At 50.2% G+C, this 17,028-nt stretch carries 29 protein-coding genes; all 29 read right to left on the reverse strand.

Annotated elements, in window-relative coordinates:
* Window positions 1-5 precede the first annotated feature (5 nt).
* Window positions 6-359 carry a 50S ribosomal protein L18 gene (gene rplR / locus CKQ53_RS03490; protein ID WP_026741353.1) on the reverse strand — a complete coding sequence of 118 codons (354 nt, stop codon included), beginning with the start codon at window positions 357-359 and terminating at the stop codon, window positions 6-8.
* 9 nt (window positions 360-368) lie between these two features.
* On the reverse strand, window positions 369-902 hold the full coding sequence (gene rplF, locus CKQ53_RS03495; RefSeq protein ID WP_085653244.1) for a 50S ribosomal protein L6: 534 nt from the start codon (window positions 900-902) through the stop codon (window positions 369-371).
* A gap of 13 nt (window positions 903-915) precedes the next feature.
* Entirely contained in the window at window positions 916-1,308 is a 393-nt protein-coding gene (gene rpsH, locus CKQ53_RS03500; protein ID WP_026741351.1) for a 30S ribosomal protein S8, read from the reverse strand.
* Between the two features lie 33 nt (window positions 1,309-1,341).
* The gene (rpsN, locus tag CKQ53_RS03505; RefSeq protein ID WP_026741350.1) at window positions 1,342-1,647 is read right to left on the reverse strand and encodes a 30S ribosomal protein S14; all 306 of its coding nucleotides are present in this window, start codon (window positions 1,645-1,647) and stop codon (window positions 1,342-1,344) included.
* Window positions 1,648-1,660: 13 nt separating this feature from the next.
* Window positions 1,661-2,200, reverse strand: a complete 540-nt coding sequence (rplE, locus tag CKQ53_RS03510) for a 50S ribosomal protein L5 (RefSeq protein ID WP_026741349.1) — start codon at window positions 2,198-2,200, stop codon at window positions 1,661-1,663.
* A 14-nt stretch (window positions 2,201-2,214) separates the two neighbouring features.
* On the reverse strand, window positions 2,215-2,529 hold the full coding sequence (gene rplX, locus CKQ53_RS03515; RefSeq protein WP_026741348.1) for a 50S ribosomal protein L24: 315 nt from the start codon (window positions 2,527-2,529) through the stop codon (window positions 2,215-2,217).
* An 11-nt stretch (window positions 2,530-2,540) separates the two neighbouring features.
* Window positions 2,541-2,912, reverse strand: coding sequence for a 50S ribosomal protein L14 (gene rplN, locus CKQ53_RS03520; RefSeq protein WP_026741347.1), 372 nt, complete (start codon window positions 2,910-2,912; stop codon window positions 2,541-2,543).
* A gap of 170 nt (window positions 2,913-3,082) precedes the next feature.
* Complete coding sequence (gene rpsQ, locus CKQ53_RS03525; protein ID WP_012768107.1) at window positions 3,083-3,337, reverse strand: 30S ribosomal protein S17; 255 nt, start codon at window positions 3,335-3,337, stop codon at window positions 3,083-3,085.
* A 1-nt stretch (window position 3,338) separates the two neighbouring features.
* Window positions 3,339-3,530, reverse strand: a complete 192-nt coding sequence (rpmC, locus tag CKQ53_RS03530) for a 50S ribosomal protein L29 (RefSeq protein WP_026741346.1) — start codon at window positions 3,528-3,530, stop codon at window positions 3,339-3,341.
* Window positions 3,530-3,940: a 50S ribosomal protein L16 gene (gene rplP, locus CKQ53_RS03535; protein WP_026741345.1), complete on the reverse strand. Its 411-nt coding sequence runs from the start codon at window positions 3,938-3,940 to the stop codon at window positions 3,530-3,532. The genes rpmC and rplP overlap by 1 nt, the downstream gene beginning before the upstream one ends.
* A gap of 12 nt (window positions 3,941-3,952) precedes the next feature.
* A complete protein-coding gene (rpsC, locus tag CKQ53_RS03540; protein ID WP_026741344.1) occupies window positions 3,953-4,654 on the reverse strand; it encodes a 30S ribosomal protein S3 in 702 nt (233 codons plus the stop codon).
* 17 nt (window positions 4,655-4,671) lie between these two features.
* Window positions 4,672-5,004 (reverse strand): 50S ribosomal protein L22, encoded by a 333-nt coding sequence (gene rplV, locus CKQ53_RS03545; protein WP_026741343.1) that lies wholly within the window; start codon window positions 5,002-5,004, stop codon window positions 4,672-4,674.
* 14 nt (window positions 5,005-5,018) lie between these two features.
* Window positions 5,019-5,297 (reverse strand): 30S ribosomal protein S19, encoded by a 279-nt coding sequence (gene rpsS, locus CKQ53_RS03550; RefSeq protein ID WP_021013347.1) that lies wholly within the window; start codon window positions 5,295-5,297, stop codon window positions 5,019-5,021.
* Window positions 5,298-5,313: 16 nt separating this feature from the next.
* Window positions 5,314-6,135 carry a 50S ribosomal protein L2 gene (rplB, locus tag CKQ53_RS03555; protein ID WP_026741342.1) on the reverse strand — a complete coding sequence of 274 codons (822 nt, stop codon included), beginning with the start codon at window positions 6,133-6,135 and terminating at the stop codon, window positions 5,314-5,316.
* 19 nt (window positions 6,136-6,154) lie between these two features.
* Window positions 6,155-6,457: a 50S ribosomal protein L23 gene (rplW, locus tag CKQ53_RS03560; RefSeq protein WP_085653243.1), complete on the reverse strand. Its 303-nt coding sequence runs from the start codon at window positions 6,455-6,457 to the stop codon at window positions 6,155-6,157.
* A complete protein-coding gene (rplD, locus tag CKQ53_RS03565; protein ID WP_026741340.1) occupies window positions 6,454-7,059 on the reverse strand; it encodes a 50S ribosomal protein L4 in 606 nt (201 codons plus the stop codon). The genes rplW and rplD overlap by 4 nt, the downstream gene beginning before the upstream one ends.
* A 10-nt stretch (window positions 7,060-7,069) precedes the next feature.
* Window positions 7,070-7,699 carry a 50S ribosomal protein L3 gene (rplC, locus tag CKQ53_RS03570; RefSeq protein ID WP_094118863.1) on the reverse strand — a complete coding sequence of 210 codons (630 nt, stop codon included), beginning with the start codon at window positions 7,697-7,699 and terminating at the stop codon, window positions 7,070-7,072.
* 32 nt (window positions 7,700-7,731) lie between these two features.
* Window positions 7,732-8,043 (reverse strand): 30S ribosomal protein S10, encoded by a 312-nt coding sequence (rpsJ, locus tag CKQ53_RS03575; RefSeq protein ID WP_001181005.1) that lies wholly within the window; start codon window positions 8,041-8,043, stop codon window positions 7,732-7,734.
* Between the two features lie 294 nt (window positions 8,044-8,337).
* Window positions 8,338-8,811, reverse strand: coding sequence for a bacterioferritin (gene bfr / locus CKQ53_RS03580; RefSeq protein ID WP_085653240.1), 474 nt, complete (start codon window positions 8,809-8,811; stop codon window positions 8,338-8,340).
* A 73-nt stretch (window positions 8,812-8,884) separates the two neighbouring features.
* Window positions 8,885-9,079, reverse strand: coding sequence for a bacterioferritin-associated ferredoxin (bfd, locus tag CKQ53_RS03585; RefSeq protein ID WP_085653238.1), 195 nt, complete (start codon window positions 9,077-9,079; stop codon window positions 8,885-8,887).
* Window positions 9,080-9,210: 131 nt separating this feature from the next.
* The gene (tuf, locus tag CKQ53_RS03590; protein ID WP_027063854.1) at window positions 9,211-10,395 is read right to left on the reverse strand and encodes an elongation factor Tu; all 1,185 of its coding nucleotides are present in this window, start codon (window positions 10,393-10,395) and stop codon (window positions 9,211-9,213) included.
* Window positions 10,396-10,463: 68 nt separating this feature from the next.
* Window positions 10,464-12,572, reverse strand: a complete 2,109-nt coding sequence (gene fusA / locus CKQ53_RS03595) for an elongation factor G (protein WP_085652581.1) — start codon at window positions 12,570-12,572, stop codon at window positions 10,464-10,466.
* A 95-nt stretch (window positions 12,573-12,667) separates the two neighbouring features.
* On the reverse strand, window positions 12,668-13,138 hold the full coding sequence (rpsG, locus tag CKQ53_RS03600; RefSeq protein WP_009111198.1) for a 30S ribosomal protein S7: 471 nt from the start codon (window positions 13,136-13,138) through the stop codon (window positions 12,668-12,670).
* A 96-nt stretch (window positions 13,139-13,234) separates the two neighbouring features.
* Window positions 13,235-13,609: a 30S ribosomal protein S12 gene (gene rpsL / locus CKQ53_RS03605; protein WP_012768095.1), complete on the reverse strand. Its 375-nt coding sequence runs from the start codon at window positions 13,607-13,609 to the stop codon at window positions 13,235-13,237.
* A 129-nt stretch (window positions 13,610-13,738) separates the two neighbouring features.
* Complete coding sequence (tusB, locus tag CKQ53_RS03610; RefSeq protein ID WP_085652582.1) at window positions 13,739-14,026, reverse strand: sulfurtransferase complex subunit TusB; 288 nt, start codon at window positions 14,024-14,026, stop codon at window positions 13,739-13,741.
* A 10-nt stretch (window positions 14,027-14,036) separates the two neighbouring features.
* On the reverse strand, window positions 14,037-14,396 hold the full coding sequence (gene tusC / locus CKQ53_RS03615; RefSeq protein WP_094118612.1) for a sulfurtransferase complex subunit TusC: 360 nt from the start codon (window positions 14,394-14,396) through the stop codon (window positions 14,037-14,039).
* Window positions 14,397-14,410: 14 nt separating this feature from the next.
* Window positions 14,411-14,800 (reverse strand): sulfurtransferase complex subunit TusD, encoded by a 390-nt coding sequence (tusD, locus tag CKQ53_RS03620; RefSeq protein ID WP_085652584.1) that lies wholly within the window; start codon window positions 14,798-14,800, stop codon window positions 14,411-14,413.
* Window positions 14,800-15,522 (reverse strand): helix-turn-helix transcriptional regulator, encoded by a 723-nt coding sequence (locus CKQ53_RS03625; protein ID WP_085652585.1) that lies wholly within the window; start codon window positions 15,520-15,522, stop codon window positions 14,800-14,802. Before CKQ53_RS03625 ends, tusD begins: the two co-directional genes overlap by 1 nt.
* Before the next feature lie 545 nt (window positions 15,523-16,067).
* A complete protein-coding gene (fkpA, locus tag CKQ53_RS03630) occupies window positions 16,068-16,904 on the reverse strand; it encodes an FKBP-type peptidyl-prolyl cis-trans isomerase (RefSeq protein ID WP_085652586.1) in 837 nt (278 codons plus the stop codon).
* Window positions 16,905-17,028 lie beyond the last annotated feature (124 nt).

Raw genomic sequence — 17,028 nt, forward strand, 5'->3', positions numbered from 1 at the left:
CTACCTTAGAACTGAAGGCCAGCTTCACGGGCAGCATCTGCCAGTGCCTGGACACGACCATGATATTGGAACCCGGAACGGTCAAAAGAGACATCTTTGATGCCCTTTTCAAGAGCGCGTTCAGCGATGGTTTTACCCACAGCAGCCGCAGCATCTTTGTTACCAGTGGACTTCAGTTGTTCAGCGATAGCTTTTTCTACAGTAGAAGCGGCTACCAAGACTTCAGAACCGTTCGGTGCGATGACCTGCGCATAAATATGACGCGGGGTACGATGTACCACCAGACGTGTCGCACCCAGTTCCTGGAGCTTGCGACGTGCGCGGGTCGCACGACGGATACGAGCTGATTTCTTATCCATAGTGTTACCTTACTTCTTCTTAGCCTCTTTGGTACGCACGACTTCGTCGGCGTAACGGACACCCTTGCCTTTATAAGGCTCAGGACGACGGTAAGCGCGCAGTTCTGCAGCAACCTGACCAATCAGCTGTTTATCAGCGCCTTTCAGCACGATTTCAGTCTGAGTCGGACATTCGGCATTAATGCCTGCAGGCAGTTCGTGATCAACAGGGTGAGAAAAGCCTAAAGCCAAATTCACCACGTTGCCTTTTACGGCGGCACGATAACCTACACCTACCAGCTGCAGCTTCTTAGAGAAGCCTTCGGTAACACCGATAACCATGTTGTTCAACAGTGCACGAGTGGTCCCAGCCTGGGCCCAGCCGTTTGCAACACCTTCGCGCGGAGCGAAAGTCAGTGCATTGTCAGCCTGTTTAACTTCTACGGCATCATGGATCTTACGACTCAGCTCGCCGTTTTTACCCTTAATCGAAATATCCTGACCGTTGAGTTTAACCTCTACGCCGGCAGGAATGACGACGGGTGCTTTTGCAACACGAGACATTCTTTCCTCCCGATTAAGCTACGTAGCAGATAATCTCGCCACCAAGACCAGCCTGGCGAGCTGCACGATCAGTCATAACACCTTTAGAGGTAGAAACAACTGCGATACCTAAACCAGCCATCACTTTTGGCAGCTCATCTTTACGTTTATAGATGCGCAGACCTGGACGGCTAACACGCTGAATGCTCTCTACCACTGCCTTGCCCTGGAAATATTTCAGTTCCAGTTCAAGAGCAGGCTTGGTGTCGCCTTCGATTTTGAAATCTTCGATATAACCTTCTTCCTTCAGCACGTTGGCAATCGCCACTTTCAGCTTGGAGGAAGGCATGGTGACCGCAACTTTGTTCGCGGCTTGACCGTTACGGATACGGGTCAGCATATCCGCGATCGGATCTTGCATGCTCATCTGTCTTTACTCCCGTGATTCAATTGGTGACAATTACCAGCTAGCCTTTTTCAGACCCGGAATTTCACCGCGCATGGCGGCTTCACGGACCTTGATACGGCTCAACCCGAACTTCCGCAGGAAAGCGTGCGGACGACCAGTCTGGCGGCAGCGGTTACGCTGACGAGACGGGCTGGAATCACGCGGCAGAGTCTGCAGCTTCAGAACAGCATTCCAACGGTCTTCGTCGGAAGCATTCACGTCAGAGATGATAGCTTTCAGTTCAACACGTTTTGCGAAGAATTTGTCAGCTAGTTTCACGCGTTTGACTTCGCGTGCTTTCATGGATTGCTTAGCCATTAGTAACCCTACCTTACTTGCGGAACGGGAAGTTAAAGGCAGCCAGCAGAGCACGGCCTTCATCATCGGTTTTCGCAGTAGTGGTAATGGTAATATCCAAACCACGAACGCGATCGACTTTGTCATAGTCGATTTCCGGGAAGATGATCTGCTCACGCACACCCATGCTGTAGTTACCACGACCATCGAATGACTTGGCGGACAGGCCACGGAAGTCACGGATACGCGGTACAGCAATGGTGATCAGACGCTCAAGAAACTCCCACATGCGTTCGCCACGCAGAGTTACTTTACAGCCGATCGGATAGCCCTGACGGATTTTGAAGCCTGCAACTGATTTGCGTGCTTTGGTGATCAGCGGTTTTTGACCGGAGATTGCTGTCAGATCTGCTGCTGCATTATCCAGCAGTTTCTTGTCAGCGATCGCTTCACCAACACCCATGTTCAGGGTGATCTTCTCGACCCGAGGGACTTGCATGACAGAATTGTAGTTAAACTCAGTCATGAGTTTTTTAACTACTTCGTCTTTGTAGTAATCATGCAGTTTCGCCATCGTACTACTCCAAATTACTTGATAGTTTCGCTGTTAGATTTAAAGAAACGGACTTTTTTTCCGTCTTCGAATCTAAAGCCTACACGGTCAGCCTTACCAGTTGCCGCATTGAAGATCGCAACGTTGGAAACCTGAATTGCAGCTTCTTTTTCAACGATGCCACCCGGTTGGTTCAGGGCCGGAACCGGCTTCTGATGTTTCTTAACCAGGTTGATACCTTCAACAACAATCTTGCTGGAAGACAGAACATTTTTTACTTTACCGCGCTTACCTTTATCTTTGCCGGTTAGCACGATAACTTCGTCATCGCGACGGATTTTCGCTGCCATGGTTTCGCTCCTTACAGTACTTCTGGTGCCAGAGAGATAATTTTCATGAACTTTTCAGAACGCAGTTCACGAGTCACCGGCCCAAAAATACGCGTACCGATGGGCTGTTCGCTGTTATTGTTCAAAATAACGCAAGCATTTCCATCAAAGCGAACGACAGAACCGTCAGGGCGACGAACACCCTTCTTGGTGCGCACCACTACCGCCTTCAGCACATCGCCTTTCTTCACCTTACCACGAGGAATTGCTTCCTTGATGGTGATCTTGATGATGTCGCCGACGCCTGCGTAGCGACGGTGCGAGCCACCTAGAACCTTGATACACATTACGCGACGCGCGCCGGAGTTGTCGGCCACGTTCAGCATAGTCTGTTCTTGGATCATGTTAGTGCTCCGCTAATGTCAACTACTACTTTATAGGACCCAGAATAGGCCGTTAAAAAAGCCCCATAAATGAGGGCGCAGCATTATAACACTGCTTCCTGACTATGGGTAGAAAAAATAAACGGCTCAAAGAATTGAGCCGTTTATCGTTTTAGAGAACGCTCACTGTATTACAGAATCGCTTTCTCTACAACGCGAACCAACGTCCAAGATTTAGTTTTGGACAGCGGACGGCATTCGCGGATTTCCACCACGTCGCCGATTCCACATTCGTTGTTCTCGTCATGTACGTGCAGCTTAGTCGTACGTTTAATGAATTTCCCGTAAATCGGGTGCTTCACGAAACGTTCGATAGCAACAACAGCAGATTTCTGCATTTTGTCACTAACAACACGACCCTGCAGAGTACGGATTTTATCGGTCATTTTACGCACCCGCCTTTTCAGTCAGTAAAGTCTTAACGCGTGCGACATTACGACGCACTTGCTTTAACAGGTGAGTTTGTTGCAGCTGACCACTGGCCGCCTGCATACGCAGATTGAATTGTTCGCGCAGCAGTTCAAGCAGTTCAGTATTCAGCTCTTCAACGCTCTTTTCACGCAGCTCTTTTGCTTTCATTACATCACCGTCTTAGTTACAAAGGTGGTTTTGATCGGCAGTTTCGCTGCTGCCAGTTGGAATGCCTCACGGGCTAACTCTTCCGGCACACCGTCCATTTCGTACAGGACTTTACCTGGCTGAATCAAGGCAACCCAATACTCAACGTTACCTTTACCTTTACCCATACGCACTTCCAGCGGTTTCTCGGTGATCGGTTTGTCCGGGAATACACGGATCCAGATCTTACCTTGACGCTTTACAGCACGAGTCATGGCACGACGCGCGGCTTCGATTTGACGAGCGGTCAGGCGACCACGGCCAACAGCTTTCAGACCGAAAGTGCCGAAGCTCACATCCGTACCGGCAGCCAGACCACGGTTGCGGCCCTTGTGCACCTTACGGAATTTTGTACGCTTTGGTTGTAACATCAGCGACTCTCCTTACTTGCGGCCTTTACGCTGCTGCTTTTTAGGTTGAGCAGACGGTTTTTCTGCTTGCTCAACGGCAGCCATACCACCCAGGATCTCACCTTTGAAGATCCACACTTTCACACCGATGACACCGTAAGTGGTGTGCGCTTCGGAGGTGTTGTAATCGATATCCGCACGCAGTGTGTGCAACGGAACTCGACCTTCGCGGTACCATTCGGTACGTGCGATTTCGGCGCCGCCAAGACGGCCGCTTACTTCAACTTTGATCCCTTTAGCGCCCAGACGCATGGCATTCTGTACGGCACGCTTCATAGCACGACGGAACATAACACGACGTTCCAGCTGAGAAGTGATGCTGTCAGCAACCAGTTTTGCGTCCAGTTCAGGCTTACGAACTTCAGCGATGTTGATCTGCGCAGGAACGCCAGCGATTTCCGCGACGACTTTACGCAGTTTTTCTACGTCTTCACCTTTCTTACCGATAACGATACCCGGACGAGCGGTGTGAATAGTCACACGAATGCTCTTAGCCGGACGTTCGATAACGATACGGGAAACGGAGGCTTTCTCCAGTTCCTTAGTCAGGTATTTGCGAACTTTAAAATCGCTGTCCAGGTTGTCAGCGAATTCTTTGGTATTTGCGTACCAGGTAGAGTTCCAAGGTTTGACAATACCCAGTCGAATACCATTAGGATGTACTTTCTGACCCATTGCTAGTCTCCAGAGTCTCAGCGATCGGACACAACCACAGTGATGTGGCTGGTACGCTTCAGGATGCGATCCGCACGACCTTTGGCACGCGGCATAATGCGCTTCATGCTCGGGCCTTCGTCAACGAAGATTTTCGCAACTTTCAGATCATCAATGTCAGCGCCATCGTTGTGTTCTGCGTTAGCAATAGCAGACTCCAGTACTTTTTTAACCAGACCAGCAGCTTTCTTGTTGGTGTAGGTCAGAATTTCCAGAGCTTGCGACACTTTCTTACCGCGAATCAGGTCCGCCACCAGGCGTACCTTTTGAGCAGAAGAACGAGCGTGGCGATGTTTAGCGATAGTTTCCATCTCTTCCTCCTACCTTAGCGCTTTTTAGCCTTTTTATCGGCCGCGTGGCCGCGATAAGTACGGGTCGGTGCGAACTCACCCAGCTTGTGACCGACCATCTCATCAGAGATGAATACCGGAACGTGCTGACGACCATTATGGACAGCGATGGTCAAACCGATCATGTTTGGAAAGATCGTTGAACGACGGGACCAAGTGCGCAAAGGCTTCTTGTCTCCGCTTTCCACCGCTTTCTCTACCTTCTTCAGCAAGTGCAGGTCTATAAATGGACCTTTCTTGAGAGAACGTGGCATGGTTTATCCTCTAAAATTATTTGCTACGGCGACGTACGATAAATTTATCAGTACGCTTGTTGCTGCGGGTCTTCTTACCTTTGGTCTGGATGCCCCACGGGGATACCGGGTGCTTACCAAAGTTACGACCTTCACCACCACCGTGCGGGTGGTCGACCGGGTTCATTGCCGTACCGCGAACGGTAGGACGAACACCACGCCAGCGAGCAGCACCAGCTTTACCCAGAACGCGCAGCATGTGCTCAGCGTTACCGACTTCACCCAGTGTTGCGCGGCAGTCAGCTTCAACTTTACGCATTTCACCAGAGCGCAGACGCAGGGTGACGTAAGAACCGTCGCGGGCAACGATCTGAACGTAGGCACCGGCTGAGCGAGCCAGCTGGCCGCCTTTACCTGGTTTCATTTCTACGTTATGAACCGTTGAACCCACCGGGATGTTACGCATAGGCAGGGTGTTACCCGGCTTGATTGCAGCATCAACACCAGACTGAATCTGATCACCGGCTTTCAGGCCTTTAGGTGCCAGGATGTAACGGCGTTCGCCATCTTTGTACAGAACCAGCGCGATGTTCGCGGAACGGTTCGGATCGTACTCCAGACGCTCAACTACAGCAGGGATACCGTCTTTGTTGCGTTTAAAGTCAACAATACGGTACTGCTGTTTGTGACCACCACCGATGTGACGGGTAGTGATGCGGCCATTGTTGTTACGGCCACCGCTTTTGCTGTTTTTTTCCAGCAACGGGGCATACGGCTTGCCCTTGTGCAGCTCAGGGTTAACCACTTTAACAACGTGGCGACGACCCGGAGATGTCGGTTTACATTTAACAATTGCCATTGTTCTTTACTCCTCCGACTTACTCTGCGCCGCCGATGAAGTCCAGATTCTGGCCTTCTTTCAGGGTGACGTAAGCTTTTTTCCAGTCGCTACGACGACCGATACGCTGTCCATGACGTTTCACTTTCCCTTTAACAACCAGGGTGCGAACGACATTGACTTCGACTTCAAACAGTTTCTGCACTGCTGCTTTGATTTCTGCTTTAGTCGCGTCTTTTGCAACTTTGAGAACGATGGTGTTGGTTTTTTCCATCGCAGTAGACGCTTTTTCAGAAACGTGCGGCGCGCGCAGTACTTTCAGCAGACGTTCTTCACGAATCATGCCAGCATCTCCTCAACTTGCTTAACAGCGTCAGCAGTCATGACCACTTTGTCGAAGGCGATCAGGCTAACTGGGTCGATACCTGCTACATCGCGTACGTCAACCTTGTACAGGTTACGTGCGGCCAGGAACAGATTCTCATCCAGTTCACCGGTGATGATCAGCACGTCTTCCAGAGCCAGCTCTTTCAGTTTCTGAGCCAACAGCTTGGTTTTCGGTGCTTCAACAGAGAACTTCTCGACAACGATCAGACGATCTTGACGTACCAGTTCGGACAGGATGCTTTTCAGCGCGCCGCGGTACATCTTTTTGTTAACTTTCTGACTGTGGTCCTGAGGCTTGGCAGCAAAGGTCACGCCACCTGAACGCCAGATCGGGCTCTTTACAGAACCTGAACGCGCACGGCCGGTACCTTTCTGGCGCCACGGTTTTTTACCGGAACCAGTTACTTCAGCACGGGTCTTCTGAGCACGAGTACCTTGACGGGCACCTGCTGCATAAGCAACAACAACCTGGTGTACCAGCGCTTCGTTGAAATCACGACCGAAGGTAGTTTCGGAAACAGTCAGCGCGCTTTGCGCGTCTTTCAATACTAATTCCATTGCTATCCCCTTACGCCTTCACAGCTGGTTTAACGATCAGGTCGCTACCGGTAGCACCGGGAACTGCACCTTTAACCAGCAGCAGGTTGCGCTCAGCGTCAACACGTACCACGTCCAAGCTCTGAACAGTTACGCGTTCATTACCCATCTGACCAGCCATTTTCTTGCCTTTAAACACTTTGCCCGGAGTCTGGTTCTGACCGATAGAACCCGGAACGCGGTGAGACAAGGAGTTACCGTGGGTGGCATCCTGAGTACGGAAGTTCCAGCGCTTAACAGTACCGGCAAAACCTTTACCTTTGGATGTACCAGTCACGTCAACTTTTTTCACGTCAGCGAAAATTTCAACGCTGATGTTCTGACCGATGGTGAATTCTTCACCTTCAGCCAGGCGGAATTCGCGCAGTGTACGACCTGCTTCAACGCCCGCTTTAGCGAAGTGACCTGCTTCAGGTTTAGTGACACGGCTTGCTTTTTTAGCACCGGTAGTCACCTGGACAGCAGAATAACCGTCGTTCTCCAGGCTTTTGACCTGAGTTACACGGTTTGCTTCAATTTCAATTACGGTTACAGGGATAGAAACGCCTTCTTCAGTGAAGATGCGGGTCATACCCACTTTTTTACCGACTAAACCAATCATTGTTTCAACCTCTCAATCGCTCAATGACCTGATTAACCCAGGCTGATCTGCACGTCTACACCGGCAGCCAGATCCAGACGCATCAGAGCATCAACGGTTTTCTCGGTTGGCTCAACGATGTCAACCAGACGCTTGTGAGTGCGAATTTCATACTGATCGCGCGCATCTTTATTGACGTGCGGGGAGATCAGAACGGTAAAGCGCTCTTTGCGGGTCGGCAGCGGGATCGGACCACGGACTTGAGCGCCAGTGCGCTTAGCAGTCTCGACGATTTCCGCAGTTGATTGATCGATCAGACGATGATCAAACGCTTTCAGGCGGATACGGATTCTTTGGTTCTGCATGAGACCAGAGCTCCAATTATTTATAAACGTAAATAATTACTCCTCACACCCATTTCGATTGATGGGGGAGTGTAATCGTTCAGTACATAACTCCCCTATTGGGAGTATTGTTTGACGGGCTTTGACACCTGTCTCCGAATTCGCAAAGAATCGGGCTTACCATTTCAGGTAAGCCCGCGCATTATACGTAAATCTGTCCAGGAAGCAACCCGGGAGGGAAAATGATTTTTTATTGACCGGCAATTGTACAACGTAGATCTCGAGGCTATTTGTAGGTAGGCAACGAAGTCGGCATCAAGCTTCTTTGAGTTGGGTCTGTAGATAGTTTTGGATCCCTAACCGACCAATTAAATCCAGCTCCGTCTCTAACCAATCTATATGTTCTTCTTCATCAGATAGAATCGTTATCATCAAATCTCGGCTAACATAGTCCCGTACCGAGTCGGCATAACTGATCGCCTCTCGCAGATCGCGCGCACCATCCAGCTCAAGGTTTAGGTCTGAGCGCAATATCTCCTCCACATTTTCCCCGATGTTGAGCTTACCCAAGTCTTGCAGATTAGGTATGCCTTCGAGAAAAAGAATACGTTCGATATAGCGGTCGGCGTGTTTCATTTCATCTATCGACTCATGATATTCGTGATCATTAAGCCGGGTGAAACCCCAATTTTTGAACATACGGGCGTGTAAGAAATACTGGTTGATTGCAACGAGCTCATTGCCTAGCAGCTTGTTTAGATGCGTAATGACTTTTTTATCACCTTTCATGACATGACTCCTCCGCTCCAGTTCCTAAAAGTGTAGAGCCAGCCGTTACAGAGTCAAAAAATATCCATACGAATTATGCCACTTTATATAATTCAGGAAGTCGTTCTTTCTCTTCCTGGAGAATTTCACGAGCGTGCCGTAAACATTTTCCACATTCAGTTCCAATAGGAATTAATTGTTTTAGATGCTGAAGTGATTGGGGGTGATGCTGATGAACTACACGGCGGATCGCTTTATCAGTGATGGCGTTACACAAACAAACATACATTTTTGGTGGCTCATTTTTAACCAGATGCCGAAATTCTAATTGTGAATGATTTTGATTTCAATTCTCATGTTTTCTTCAGCCATAAAAAAAGGCACCGAAGTGCCTTTTTATACGCTTTAAATTATCAGCAATTAAGCGATAACTTTAGCAACCACGCCGGCGCCTACTGTACGGCCACCTTCACGGATTGCGAAACGCAGACCGTCGTCCATCGCGATCGGAGCAATCAGGTTAACAACCATTTTGATGTTGTCGCCTGGCATAACCATTTCAACGCCTTCCGGCAGTTCGATGGTGCCCGTTACGTCAGTTGTACGGAAGTAGAACTGCGGACGGTAGCCTTTGAAGAACGGAGTATGACGGCCGCCTTCATCTTTGCTCAAAATATAAACTTCAGATTCGAACTGCGTATGCGGTTTGATTGAACCTGGTTTAGCCAGTACCTGACCACGTTCAACTTCGTCACGTTTAGTACCACGCAGCAGAACACCAACGTTCTCACCCGCACGACCTTCGTCCAGCAGTTTGCGGAACATTTCAACACCGGTACAAGTCGTTTTGGTCGTGTCTTTGATACCCACGATTTCAACTTCTTCACCGACTTTGATGATGCCGCGCTCTACACGACCAGTAACAACAGTACCACGGCCAGAGATAGAGAATACGTCTTCGATCGGCAGCAGGAACGGCTTGTCGATAGCACGCTCTGGTTCCGGGATGTAGCTGTCCAGCGCTTCTGCCAGTTCTACAATCTTCGCTTCCCACTCAGCTTCGCCTTCCAGCGCTTTCAGCGCAGAACCACGGATTACCGGAGTGTCGTCGCCCGGGAAGTCGTACTGAGACAGCAGCTCACGAACTTCCATTTCAACCAGTTCCAGCAGCTCTTCGTCATCAACCATGTCACATTTGTTCAGGAACACGATGATGAACGGAACGCCTACCTGACGACCCAGCAGGATGTGCTCACGAGTCTGCGGCATCGGGCCGTCAGTCGCTGCAACTACCAGGATCGCGCCGTCCATCTGGGCAGCACCGGTGATCATGTTTTTCACGTAGTCGGCATGCCCTGGGCAGTCAACGTGCGCGTAGTGGCGAGTCGGGGTATCGTACTCAACGTGAGAAGTGTTGATGGTGATACCACGTGCTTTTTCTTCCGGCGCGTTATCGATCTGGTCGAATGCGCGAGCAGCACCGCCGTAGGTTTTAGCCAGTACGGTGGTGATAGCAGCGGTCAGAGTGGTTTTACCATGGTCAACGTGGCCGATAGTACCAACGTTGAGATGGGGTTTTGTACGTTCAAATTTTTCTTTAGACACGGCGATATTCCTTACTCGAATGCCCCCTCCGCACGGAGAGGGCACGGGATCAATATGTTAAACCCGGATTATTTACCACGGGCTTCGATAACGGTCTGAGCAACGTTGTTCGGTGCTTCAGCGTACTTCAGGAACTCCATGGAGTAAGAAGCACGACCCTGAGTCTGCGAACGCAGGTCAGTAGCATAACCAAACATTTCTGACAACGGAACCTGGGCACGAATAGTCTTGCCGGTAGCGGTGTCTTCCATACCTTCGATGATGCCACGACGACGGTTAAGGTCACCGATTACATCACCCATGTAGTCTTCCGGCGTTTCTACTTCAACCTTCATTACCGGCTCAAGCAGAACAGGCTTCGCACGTTTAAACGCTTCTTTAAACGCGATGGAAGCAGCCAGCTTAAACGCCAGTTCAGAGGAGTCGACGTCATGGTAAGAACCGAAGTGCAGACGCACTTTGATATCCACAACAGGGTAACCCGCCATCGGACCAGCTTTCAGCTGTTCCTGGATACCTTTGTCAACGGCCGGGATGTATTCGCCAGGAATCACACCACCTTTGATTTCGTTAACAAATTCGTATCCTTCACCACCTGGCTCCAGCGGCATCATGTCGATAACGACATGACCGTACTGACCACGACCACCAGACTGTTTAGCATGTTTACCTTCAACATCCTTAACGGTGTCACGGATGGTTTCACGGTAAGCAACCTGCGGTTTACCGATGTTGGCTTCCACGTTGAATTCGCGACGCATACGGTCAACGATGATTTCAAGGTGCAGCTCACCCATACCAGCGATGATGGTCTGGTTTGACTCTTCGTCAGTCCATACGCGGAATGACGGGTCTTCTTTCGCCAGACGACCCAGAGCCAGACCCATTTTTTCCTGGTCAGCTTTGGTTTTCGGTTCTACGGCGATAGAGATAACCGGTTCCGGGAACTCCATACGTTCCAGGATGATCGCGTTATCAGGATCACACAGCGTATCACCAGTAGTTACGTCTTTCAGACCGATAGCAGCAGCGATGTCGCCTGCGCGAACTTCTTTGATCTCTTCACGCTTGTTAGCGTGCATCTGTACGATACGACCAAAACGTTCGCGAGCTGATTTCACAGAGTTCAGCACGGTATCACCGGAGTTAACCACACCGGAGTAAACGCGGAAGAACGTCAGGTTACCAACAAACGGGTCGGTAGCGATTTTGAACGCCAAGGCAGCAAACGGTTCTTTGTCATCGGAATGACGCACAGCCGGAGTGTCTTTACCATCGTCCAGAATACCGCTGATCGGCGGAACTTCTGTCGGCGCTGGCAGGTAATCAATAACCGCATCCAGCATTGCCTGAACACCTTTGTTCTTGAACGCAGAACCACAGGTAACCAGAATGATTTCGTTGTTCAGAACGCGCTGACGCAGTGCTTTCTTGATTTCTTCTTCGGTCAGTTCTTCACCGCCGAGGTATTTGTCCATCAGCTCTTCAGAAGCTTCAGCAGCAGACTCAATCAGATTCTGGTGCCATTCCTGGGCCAGTTCTTCCATGTCTGCCGGGATGTCTTCATAAGTGAAGGTGACACCCTGATCTGCTTCGTTCCAGTTGATGGCTTTCATTTTCACCAGGTCAACAACACCAGTGAAGTGCTCTTCAGCACCGATGGCCAGCTGAAGCGGAACCGGATTCGCACCCAGACGGGTTTTGATCTGGTTTACCACTTTCAGGAAGTTCGCGCCCATGCGGTCCATTTTGTTAACGAACGCGATGCGCGGAACATGATATTTGTTAGCCTGACGCCATACGGTTTCAGACTGCGGCTGAACACCACCTACCGCACAGTAAACCATTACCGCGCCATCCAGTACACGCATGGAACGTTCAACTTCGATAGTGAAGTCAACGTGCCCCGGGGTGTCGATGATGTTGATGCGATGTGGTTCATACTGCTTGGCCATACCAGACCAGAAGGCAGTCGTCGCCGCGGAGGTGATGGTAATACCACGCTCCTGCTCCTGCGCCATCCAGTCCATGGTGGCAGCGCCGTCATGAACTTCACCGATTTTATGGTTCACACCTGTGTAGAACAGAATACGTTCAGTGGTGGTGGTCTTACCGGCGTCGATGTGTGCACTGATACCGATATTACGGTAGCGTGCAATGGGTGTTGTACGAGCCATTTGTTTCCTCTATTCCTAGGGCGTTCAAAGTAGTAAAAAACCCAAACGGGTTAGCCTTTGAGGCGCCCGCTGGGTTATTAACATCTACGCCGGTATTACCAGCGGTAGTGAGCGAACGCCTTGTTGGCTTCAGCCATACGGTGAACGTCTTCACGTTTTTTAACAGCAGTGCCTTTGTTTTCTGCTGCATCGGAAAGTTCGTTCGCCAGGCGCAAAGCCATGGATTTATCACCGCGTTTACGAGCAGCTTCTACGATCCAACGCATTGCCAGGGCATTACGACGAACCGGACGTACTTCAACTGGTACCTGATAAGTAGAACCACCAACACGGCGAGACTTAACTTCGACAGTCGGACGCACGTTGTCCAGAGCTACTTCAAAGGCTTCCAGGTGGTCTTTACCAGAACGCTGAGCCAGGGTCTCCAGCGCGGTATAGACGATTGCTTCTGCAGTAGATTTTTTACCATCTACCATCAGGATATTTACAAATTTGGCCAGTAATTCAGATCCGAACTTAGGATCCGGCAGAATTTTACGCTGACCAATGACGCGACGACGTGGCATGGAAATACTCCGTTGTTAATTCAGGATTGTCCAAAACTCTACGAGTTTAGTTTGACATTAAAGTTAAAACGTTTGGCCTTACTTAACGGAGAACCATTAAGCCTTTGGCTTCTTCACGCCGTATTTGGAACGGGATTGCTTACGGTCTTTAACACCTGAGCAGTCCAGCGCGCCACGAACGGTGTGGTAACGCACACCCGGCAAGTCTTTAACACGACCGCCGCGGATCAGGATCACGGAGTGCTCCTGCAGGTTATGACCTTCACCACCAATGTAGGAGGTAACTTCAAAACCGTTAGTCAGACGAACACGGCAAACTTTACGCAGTGCGGAGTTCGGTTTTTTCGGGGTGGTGGTATATACACGAGTACATACGCCACGTTTCTGCGGGCATGCTTCCAGCGCTGGAACGTTGCTTTTAGCAACCTTCAGAGAGCGCGGTTTGCGTACCAGCTGGTTAATTGTTGCCATTCAAAAAGCTCCTGGGTTTTGCTTCGTAAACACGTAATAAATCGTCTCGTACTCGCACAAGGCAAAGTATAAGGACGCAGAATTTTAGGGCTGCCCGGATGAGGAGTCAAGAAATATACAAAAATACCACTACCAGGCCATCTGTCCGGAATGCTGGGCCGTCAGTTTAACAAAGTCATTATAGCCAATTAACACCACTCTGCTCGAAATTTGAGCAACCATTCCTCGCGCCAAGGCATCTTCCTTCAAGGCATAAACGGGAACGCCTACCGCCAACATCGGCCTGAGCATCGCAGCGTTGGCCAACGCCCCTGAGACCCCATCCTGAAACAGAAGAACGGCGTCTTCGCTACCGACATTGCGTAGCATGGCATCCAAATCGATCTGGTAGGGGGAGCGAGACAGCGTATGCAACATAGACAACTCTCTAGAAGGTGAGGACGGTATCGTAGGTTTTCAACATCTGGGCCAATAATTCTGGCGACTGTATTTCCACCGGTAGCACCCACTGAGTGTCTTTTGAAAGACCGCGCTGCTGCAAAGCCTGTTCGCAAACATAGCACTGCTCAACATCGTACAGCGGCAAGACACCGAAGGTCGCGATGTAGTCACGCATGAGAATAACGCTTGGTTGCTGGCTTGGCAGGAGCTGCAAAACACCGTCTGCAACGAAGAACACGCCGATATCTTCCGTCAACGCCGACATCGCCAAAAGCGCATCCAACCCTTCTCTACCTGAAGCGCTGCCGTGGGGGGAATGGGTAAAAACAAAAGCGACACGTTTCATAGCATGAGCCCGCGTTAAAACTGCACGACCCGGTCGCAGGTCAGTACGGATTGAGCCAGTTCACCCAGACCACTCAGGCTGAATCCCGGTTGCAGATTCGCGCCAGCCAGTTTCAGCTGAGCTGCCTGCTCGCTGTCGGTGACGCCACGACGCAACGCAGCCGCGACGCAGACGTTCAATGCGACCTGATGATCCTCGTGTAACTGTTGCCAGGCGCGCACGACGTCAAATTCATCGCTGGCCGGTGAGGTCAATTGGTTTGCGTTGAGCACGCCTTCCCGATAGAAAAAGACGCTTTTAAGCTGATAGCCTTCGGCCAACAGCGCCTGAGCAAACTGCAATGCGCTGCTGGACTGCTGGGTGCCGTATGCCGGTCCGGTAACCAGCAGACAGTAGGTCAACATTAGCGATCGTGCCCGCTGAGGTCGCCGCTCTTGAACTGGCGGATATAGAGATACACGGTGTGCTTGGAGATATTCAACCGATCGGCAACCTGATTGATGGCGTCCTTAATATCGAAAATCCCTTTCTCATAAAGGTTGAGCACAATCTGTCGGTTCTTAGCGTTATTGGAAACGTTGCGATCATTGTTCACTTCTTCAATAGTGAACTCCAGCGTTTGCGTGACCAGGTCTTCCACTGAAGAGGCGAAGTTAACGGACGACGCCACCGCTTTAATCTCAGGCGGCATAAATGTCTGCATGATTTGCGAGAACGGCACATCCAGATTCATGTTCATACACAGCAGACCAATCACACGCTGCTCACGGTTGCGGATAGCGATAATGATTGACTTCATCAGCATGCCGCTTTTGGCGCGGGTGAAATACACTTGCGACACGCTGCTATCTTCACCGGCCATATCATGCACCATCCGTAGCGCCATATCGGTGATAGGCGAACCGATCTTACGTCCGGTATGCTCGCCGTTCGCGATACGCATCGCGGAACATTTTAAATTTTCCAGCGAATGCAGCACGACTTCGCAGTGTTCACCGATTAGCATCGCTAAACCATCGACGACGGCTTCATACGACTTTAGGATTTCGTAATCCGTTTGGGAAAACGGACGTTCATCCAGCAAATCAAGGTCATTCGACTCTGCTGAAAGAAGCGAACTAGACATGGCAAACACCACCTTCAATGTCATTCAATTTATCGTATTGACAGGAGGGATAGTCTAACAAAAGTCCTCTCTCTCGTCCCTGAAATTCGCGGCGTCATATCGAAAGGCTGATGCGATGAGACCTCCATGATGCCTGCATTCATCAGCCTTTTTCGCCCAAAAAAGGCAGACTTAACAAACGGGGGGATCTGCCTGAGATCGGCTACCGCGCTGGAGCAGTATAACGTCTGCGAAGGTTTTTGCCGCCTTTATCACACGAAGGGGAAAGATCGTTGAGTCGCGCCCACACTCCCCCAATCCAATGGCGGTGGATAAAACGCAATTCTACGCATTCTACCGATGCCTGACATCAGCGTGAACATGGGCGATAGTGTGCTTCTGCTTATCGAAATTCGCTATGTGCGACAAACGCTTATCGTTATATCTACGTCACGAACTCATGAGGTGGGATTTAAAGGTATTCAATCATTAGCACCTAGAGGCGCAACATTCACGCATAAAAAAACCGCAGGATGACCTGCGGTTCTTCGTGCCAAAGCTCGGTACTACTTAGCGCTTGGCTGAGCGGCTTTCTCGTCAGCCGGTTTTTCAGCTTTAGCAGCGTCGGCCGCTTTAGCTTCCGCTTCAGATTTGATATCCAGCAGTTCTACGTCGAATACCAGCGTAGAGTTGGCCGGAATTCCCGGTACACCCGTTTCACCGTAAGCCAGTGCCGGCGGGATGACCATTTTAATCTTACCGCCTTTTTTCAGGTGCTTAAGACCTTCGGTCCAACCCGGAATGACACCATCCAGACGGAAAGAAAGCGGTTCACCGCGTTTGTAGGAGTTGTCGAACTCAGTACCGTCGACCAACGTGCCTTTGTAGTTCACCACGACGGTATCGCTATCTTTCGGAGCCGCGCCCGTTCCTTCCTTCTCTACCTGATAAAGCAGGCCGGAGTTGGTTTTCTTCACGCCTTTTTCTTTGGCAAAAGTATCGCGGTATTTAGTACCTTTATCCGCGTTCTCTTTCGCATCTTGCTTCATTTTGGTTTTAGCCGCTTCTTTCACACGGCCTTCAAATGACTGCAGCGTTTTTTCGATTTCTTCGTCAGACAGTTTGCTTTTGTCTGCAAATGCGTCCTGAACGCCTTGGATCAGCTGTTCTTTATCCAGCTTGATGCCCAGTTTTTCTTGCTCTTTCAGGGAATTATCCATGTAGCGGCCCAGAGAGGCACCCAACGCGTAAGCCGCAGCCTGTTCATCATTGTTGAATTTTGCTGTTGTCGTACTCGTCGTACTGCTATCGGACGCTTTTACTGGCTCCGCGGCCATTGCGCCGGTATTCAAAGCCAGTGTCATTGTGGTCGCTAGCAGCGTTACTTTAAACAGTGATTTCATCCATCTCTCCAGCATCCGAGACCCGATAGATCCCGGTAATCATTTAAAAAGTCGAAACTACTATAGCTGCGTGTACGGAGACATTACAACGAACACACCACTATCTTCGATAAAATTCCCTTAT

The organism is Lonsdalea britannica (genome assembly GCF_003515985.1).
Taxonomy (GTDB): Bacteria; Pseudomonadota; Gammaproteobacteria; order Enterobacterales; family Enterobacteriaceae; genus Lonsdalea; species Lonsdalea britannica.

Bases quoted from the DNA above. Each gene is read 5' to 3' on its own strand.
- rplW (WP_085653243.1), bottom strand. From the start codon at position 6,457: ATGATTCGTGAAGAACGTCTGCTGAAAGTACTGCGCGCGCCGCACGTT.
- rplP (WP_026741345.1), bottom strand. From the start codon at position 3,940: ATGTTACAACCAAAGCGTACAAAATTCCGTAAGGTGCACAAGGGCCGC.
- tusC (WP_094118612.1), bottom strand. From the start codon at position 14,396: ATGAAACGTGTCGCTTTTGTTTTTACCCATTCCCCCCACGGCAGCGCT.
- rpsS (WP_021013347.1), bottom strand. From the start codon at position 5,297: ATGCCACGTTCTCTCAAGAAAGGTCCATTTATAGACCTGCACTTGCTG.
- rpmC (WP_026741346.1), bottom strand. From the start codon at position 3,530: ATGAAAGCAAAAGAGCTGCGTGAAAAGAGCGTTGAAGAGCTGAATACT.
- tusB (WP_085652582.1), bottom strand. From the start codon at position 14,026: ATGTTGCATACGCTGTCTCGCTCCCCCTACCAGATCGATTTGGATGCC.
- rplD (WP_026741340.1), bottom strand. From the start codon at position 7,059: ATGGAATTAGTATTGAAAGACGCGCAAAGCGCGCTGACTGTTTCCGAA.
- rpsH (WP_026741351.1), bottom strand. From the start codon at position 1,308: ATGAGCATGCAAGATCCGATCGCGGATATGCTGACCCGTATCCGTAAC.
- rpsL (WP_012768095.1), bottom strand. From the start codon at position 13,609: ATGGCAACAATTAACCAGCTGGTACGCAAACCGCGCTCTCTGAAGGTT.
- bfr (WP_085653240.1), bottom strand. From the start codon at position 8,811: ATGAAAGGTGATAAAAAAGTCATTACGCATCTAAACAAGCTGCTAGGC.
- rpsQ (WP_012768107.1), bottom strand. From the start codon at position 3,337: ATGACCGATAAAATCCGTACTCTGCAGGGTCGTGTTGTTAGTGACAAA.
- CKQ53_RS03625 (WP_085652585.1), bottom strand. From the start codon at position 15,522: ATGTCTAGTTCGCTTCTTTCAGCAGAGTCGAATGACCTTGATTTGCTG.
- bfd (WP_085653238.1), bottom strand. From the start codon at position 9,079: ATGTATGTTTGTTTGTGTAACGCCATCACTGATAAAGCGATCCGCCGT.
- fusA (WP_085652581.1), bottom strand. From the start codon at position 12,572: ATGGCTCGTACAACACCCATTGCACGCTACCGTAATATCGGTATCAGT.
- rpsN (WP_026741350.1), bottom strand. From the start codon at position 1,647: ATGGCTAAGCAATCCATGAAAGCACGCGAAGTCAAACGCGTGAAACTA.
- rplN (WP_026741347.1), bottom strand. From the start codon at position 2,912: ATGATCCAAGAACAGACTATGCTGAACGTGGCCGACAACTCCGGCGCG.
- rpsJ (WP_001181005.1), bottom strand. From the start codon at position 8,043: ATGCAGAACCAAAGAATCCGTATCCGCCTGAAAGCGTTTGATCATCGT.
- rpsG (WP_009111198.1), bottom strand. From the start codon at position 13,138: ATGCCACGTCGTCGCGTCATTGGTCAGCGTAAAATTCTGCCGGATCCT.
- fkpA (WP_085652586.1), bottom strand. From the start codon at position 16,904: ATGAAATCACTGTTTAAAGTAACGCTGCTAGCGACCACAATGACACTG.
- tusD (WP_085652584.1), bottom strand. From the start codon at position 14,800: ATGTTGACCTACTGTCTGCTGGTTACCGGACCGGCATACGGCACCCAG.
- rplC (WP_094118863.1), bottom strand. From the start codon at position 7,699: ATGATTGGTTTAGTCGGTAAAAAAGTGGGTATGACCCGCATCTTCACT.
- rpsC (WP_026741344.1), bottom strand. From the start codon at position 4,654: ATGGGTCAGAAAGTACATCCTAATGGTATTCGACTGGGTATTGTCAAA.
- rplB (WP_026741342.1), bottom strand. From the start codon at position 6,135: ATGGCAATTGTTAAATGTAAACCGACATCTCCGGGTCGTCGCCACGTT.
- rplV (WP_026741343.1), bottom strand. From the start codon at position 5,004: ATGGAAACTATCGCTAAACATCGCCACGCTCGTTCTTCTGCTCAAAAG.
- rplE (WP_026741349.1), bottom strand. From the start codon at position 2,200: ATGGCGAAACTGCATGATTACTACAAAGACGAAGTAGTTAAAAAACTC.
- rplR (WP_026741353.1), bottom strand. From the start codon at position 359: ATGGATAAGAAATCAGCTCGTATCCGTCGTGCGACCCGCGCACGTCGC.
- rplF (WP_085653244.1), bottom strand. From the start codon at position 902: ATGTCTCGTGTTGCAAAAGCACCCGTCGTCATTCCTGCCGGCGTAGAG.
- rplX (WP_026741348.1), bottom strand. From the start codon at position 2,529: ATGGCAGCGAAAATCCGTCGCGATGACGAAGTTATCGTGCTAACCGGC.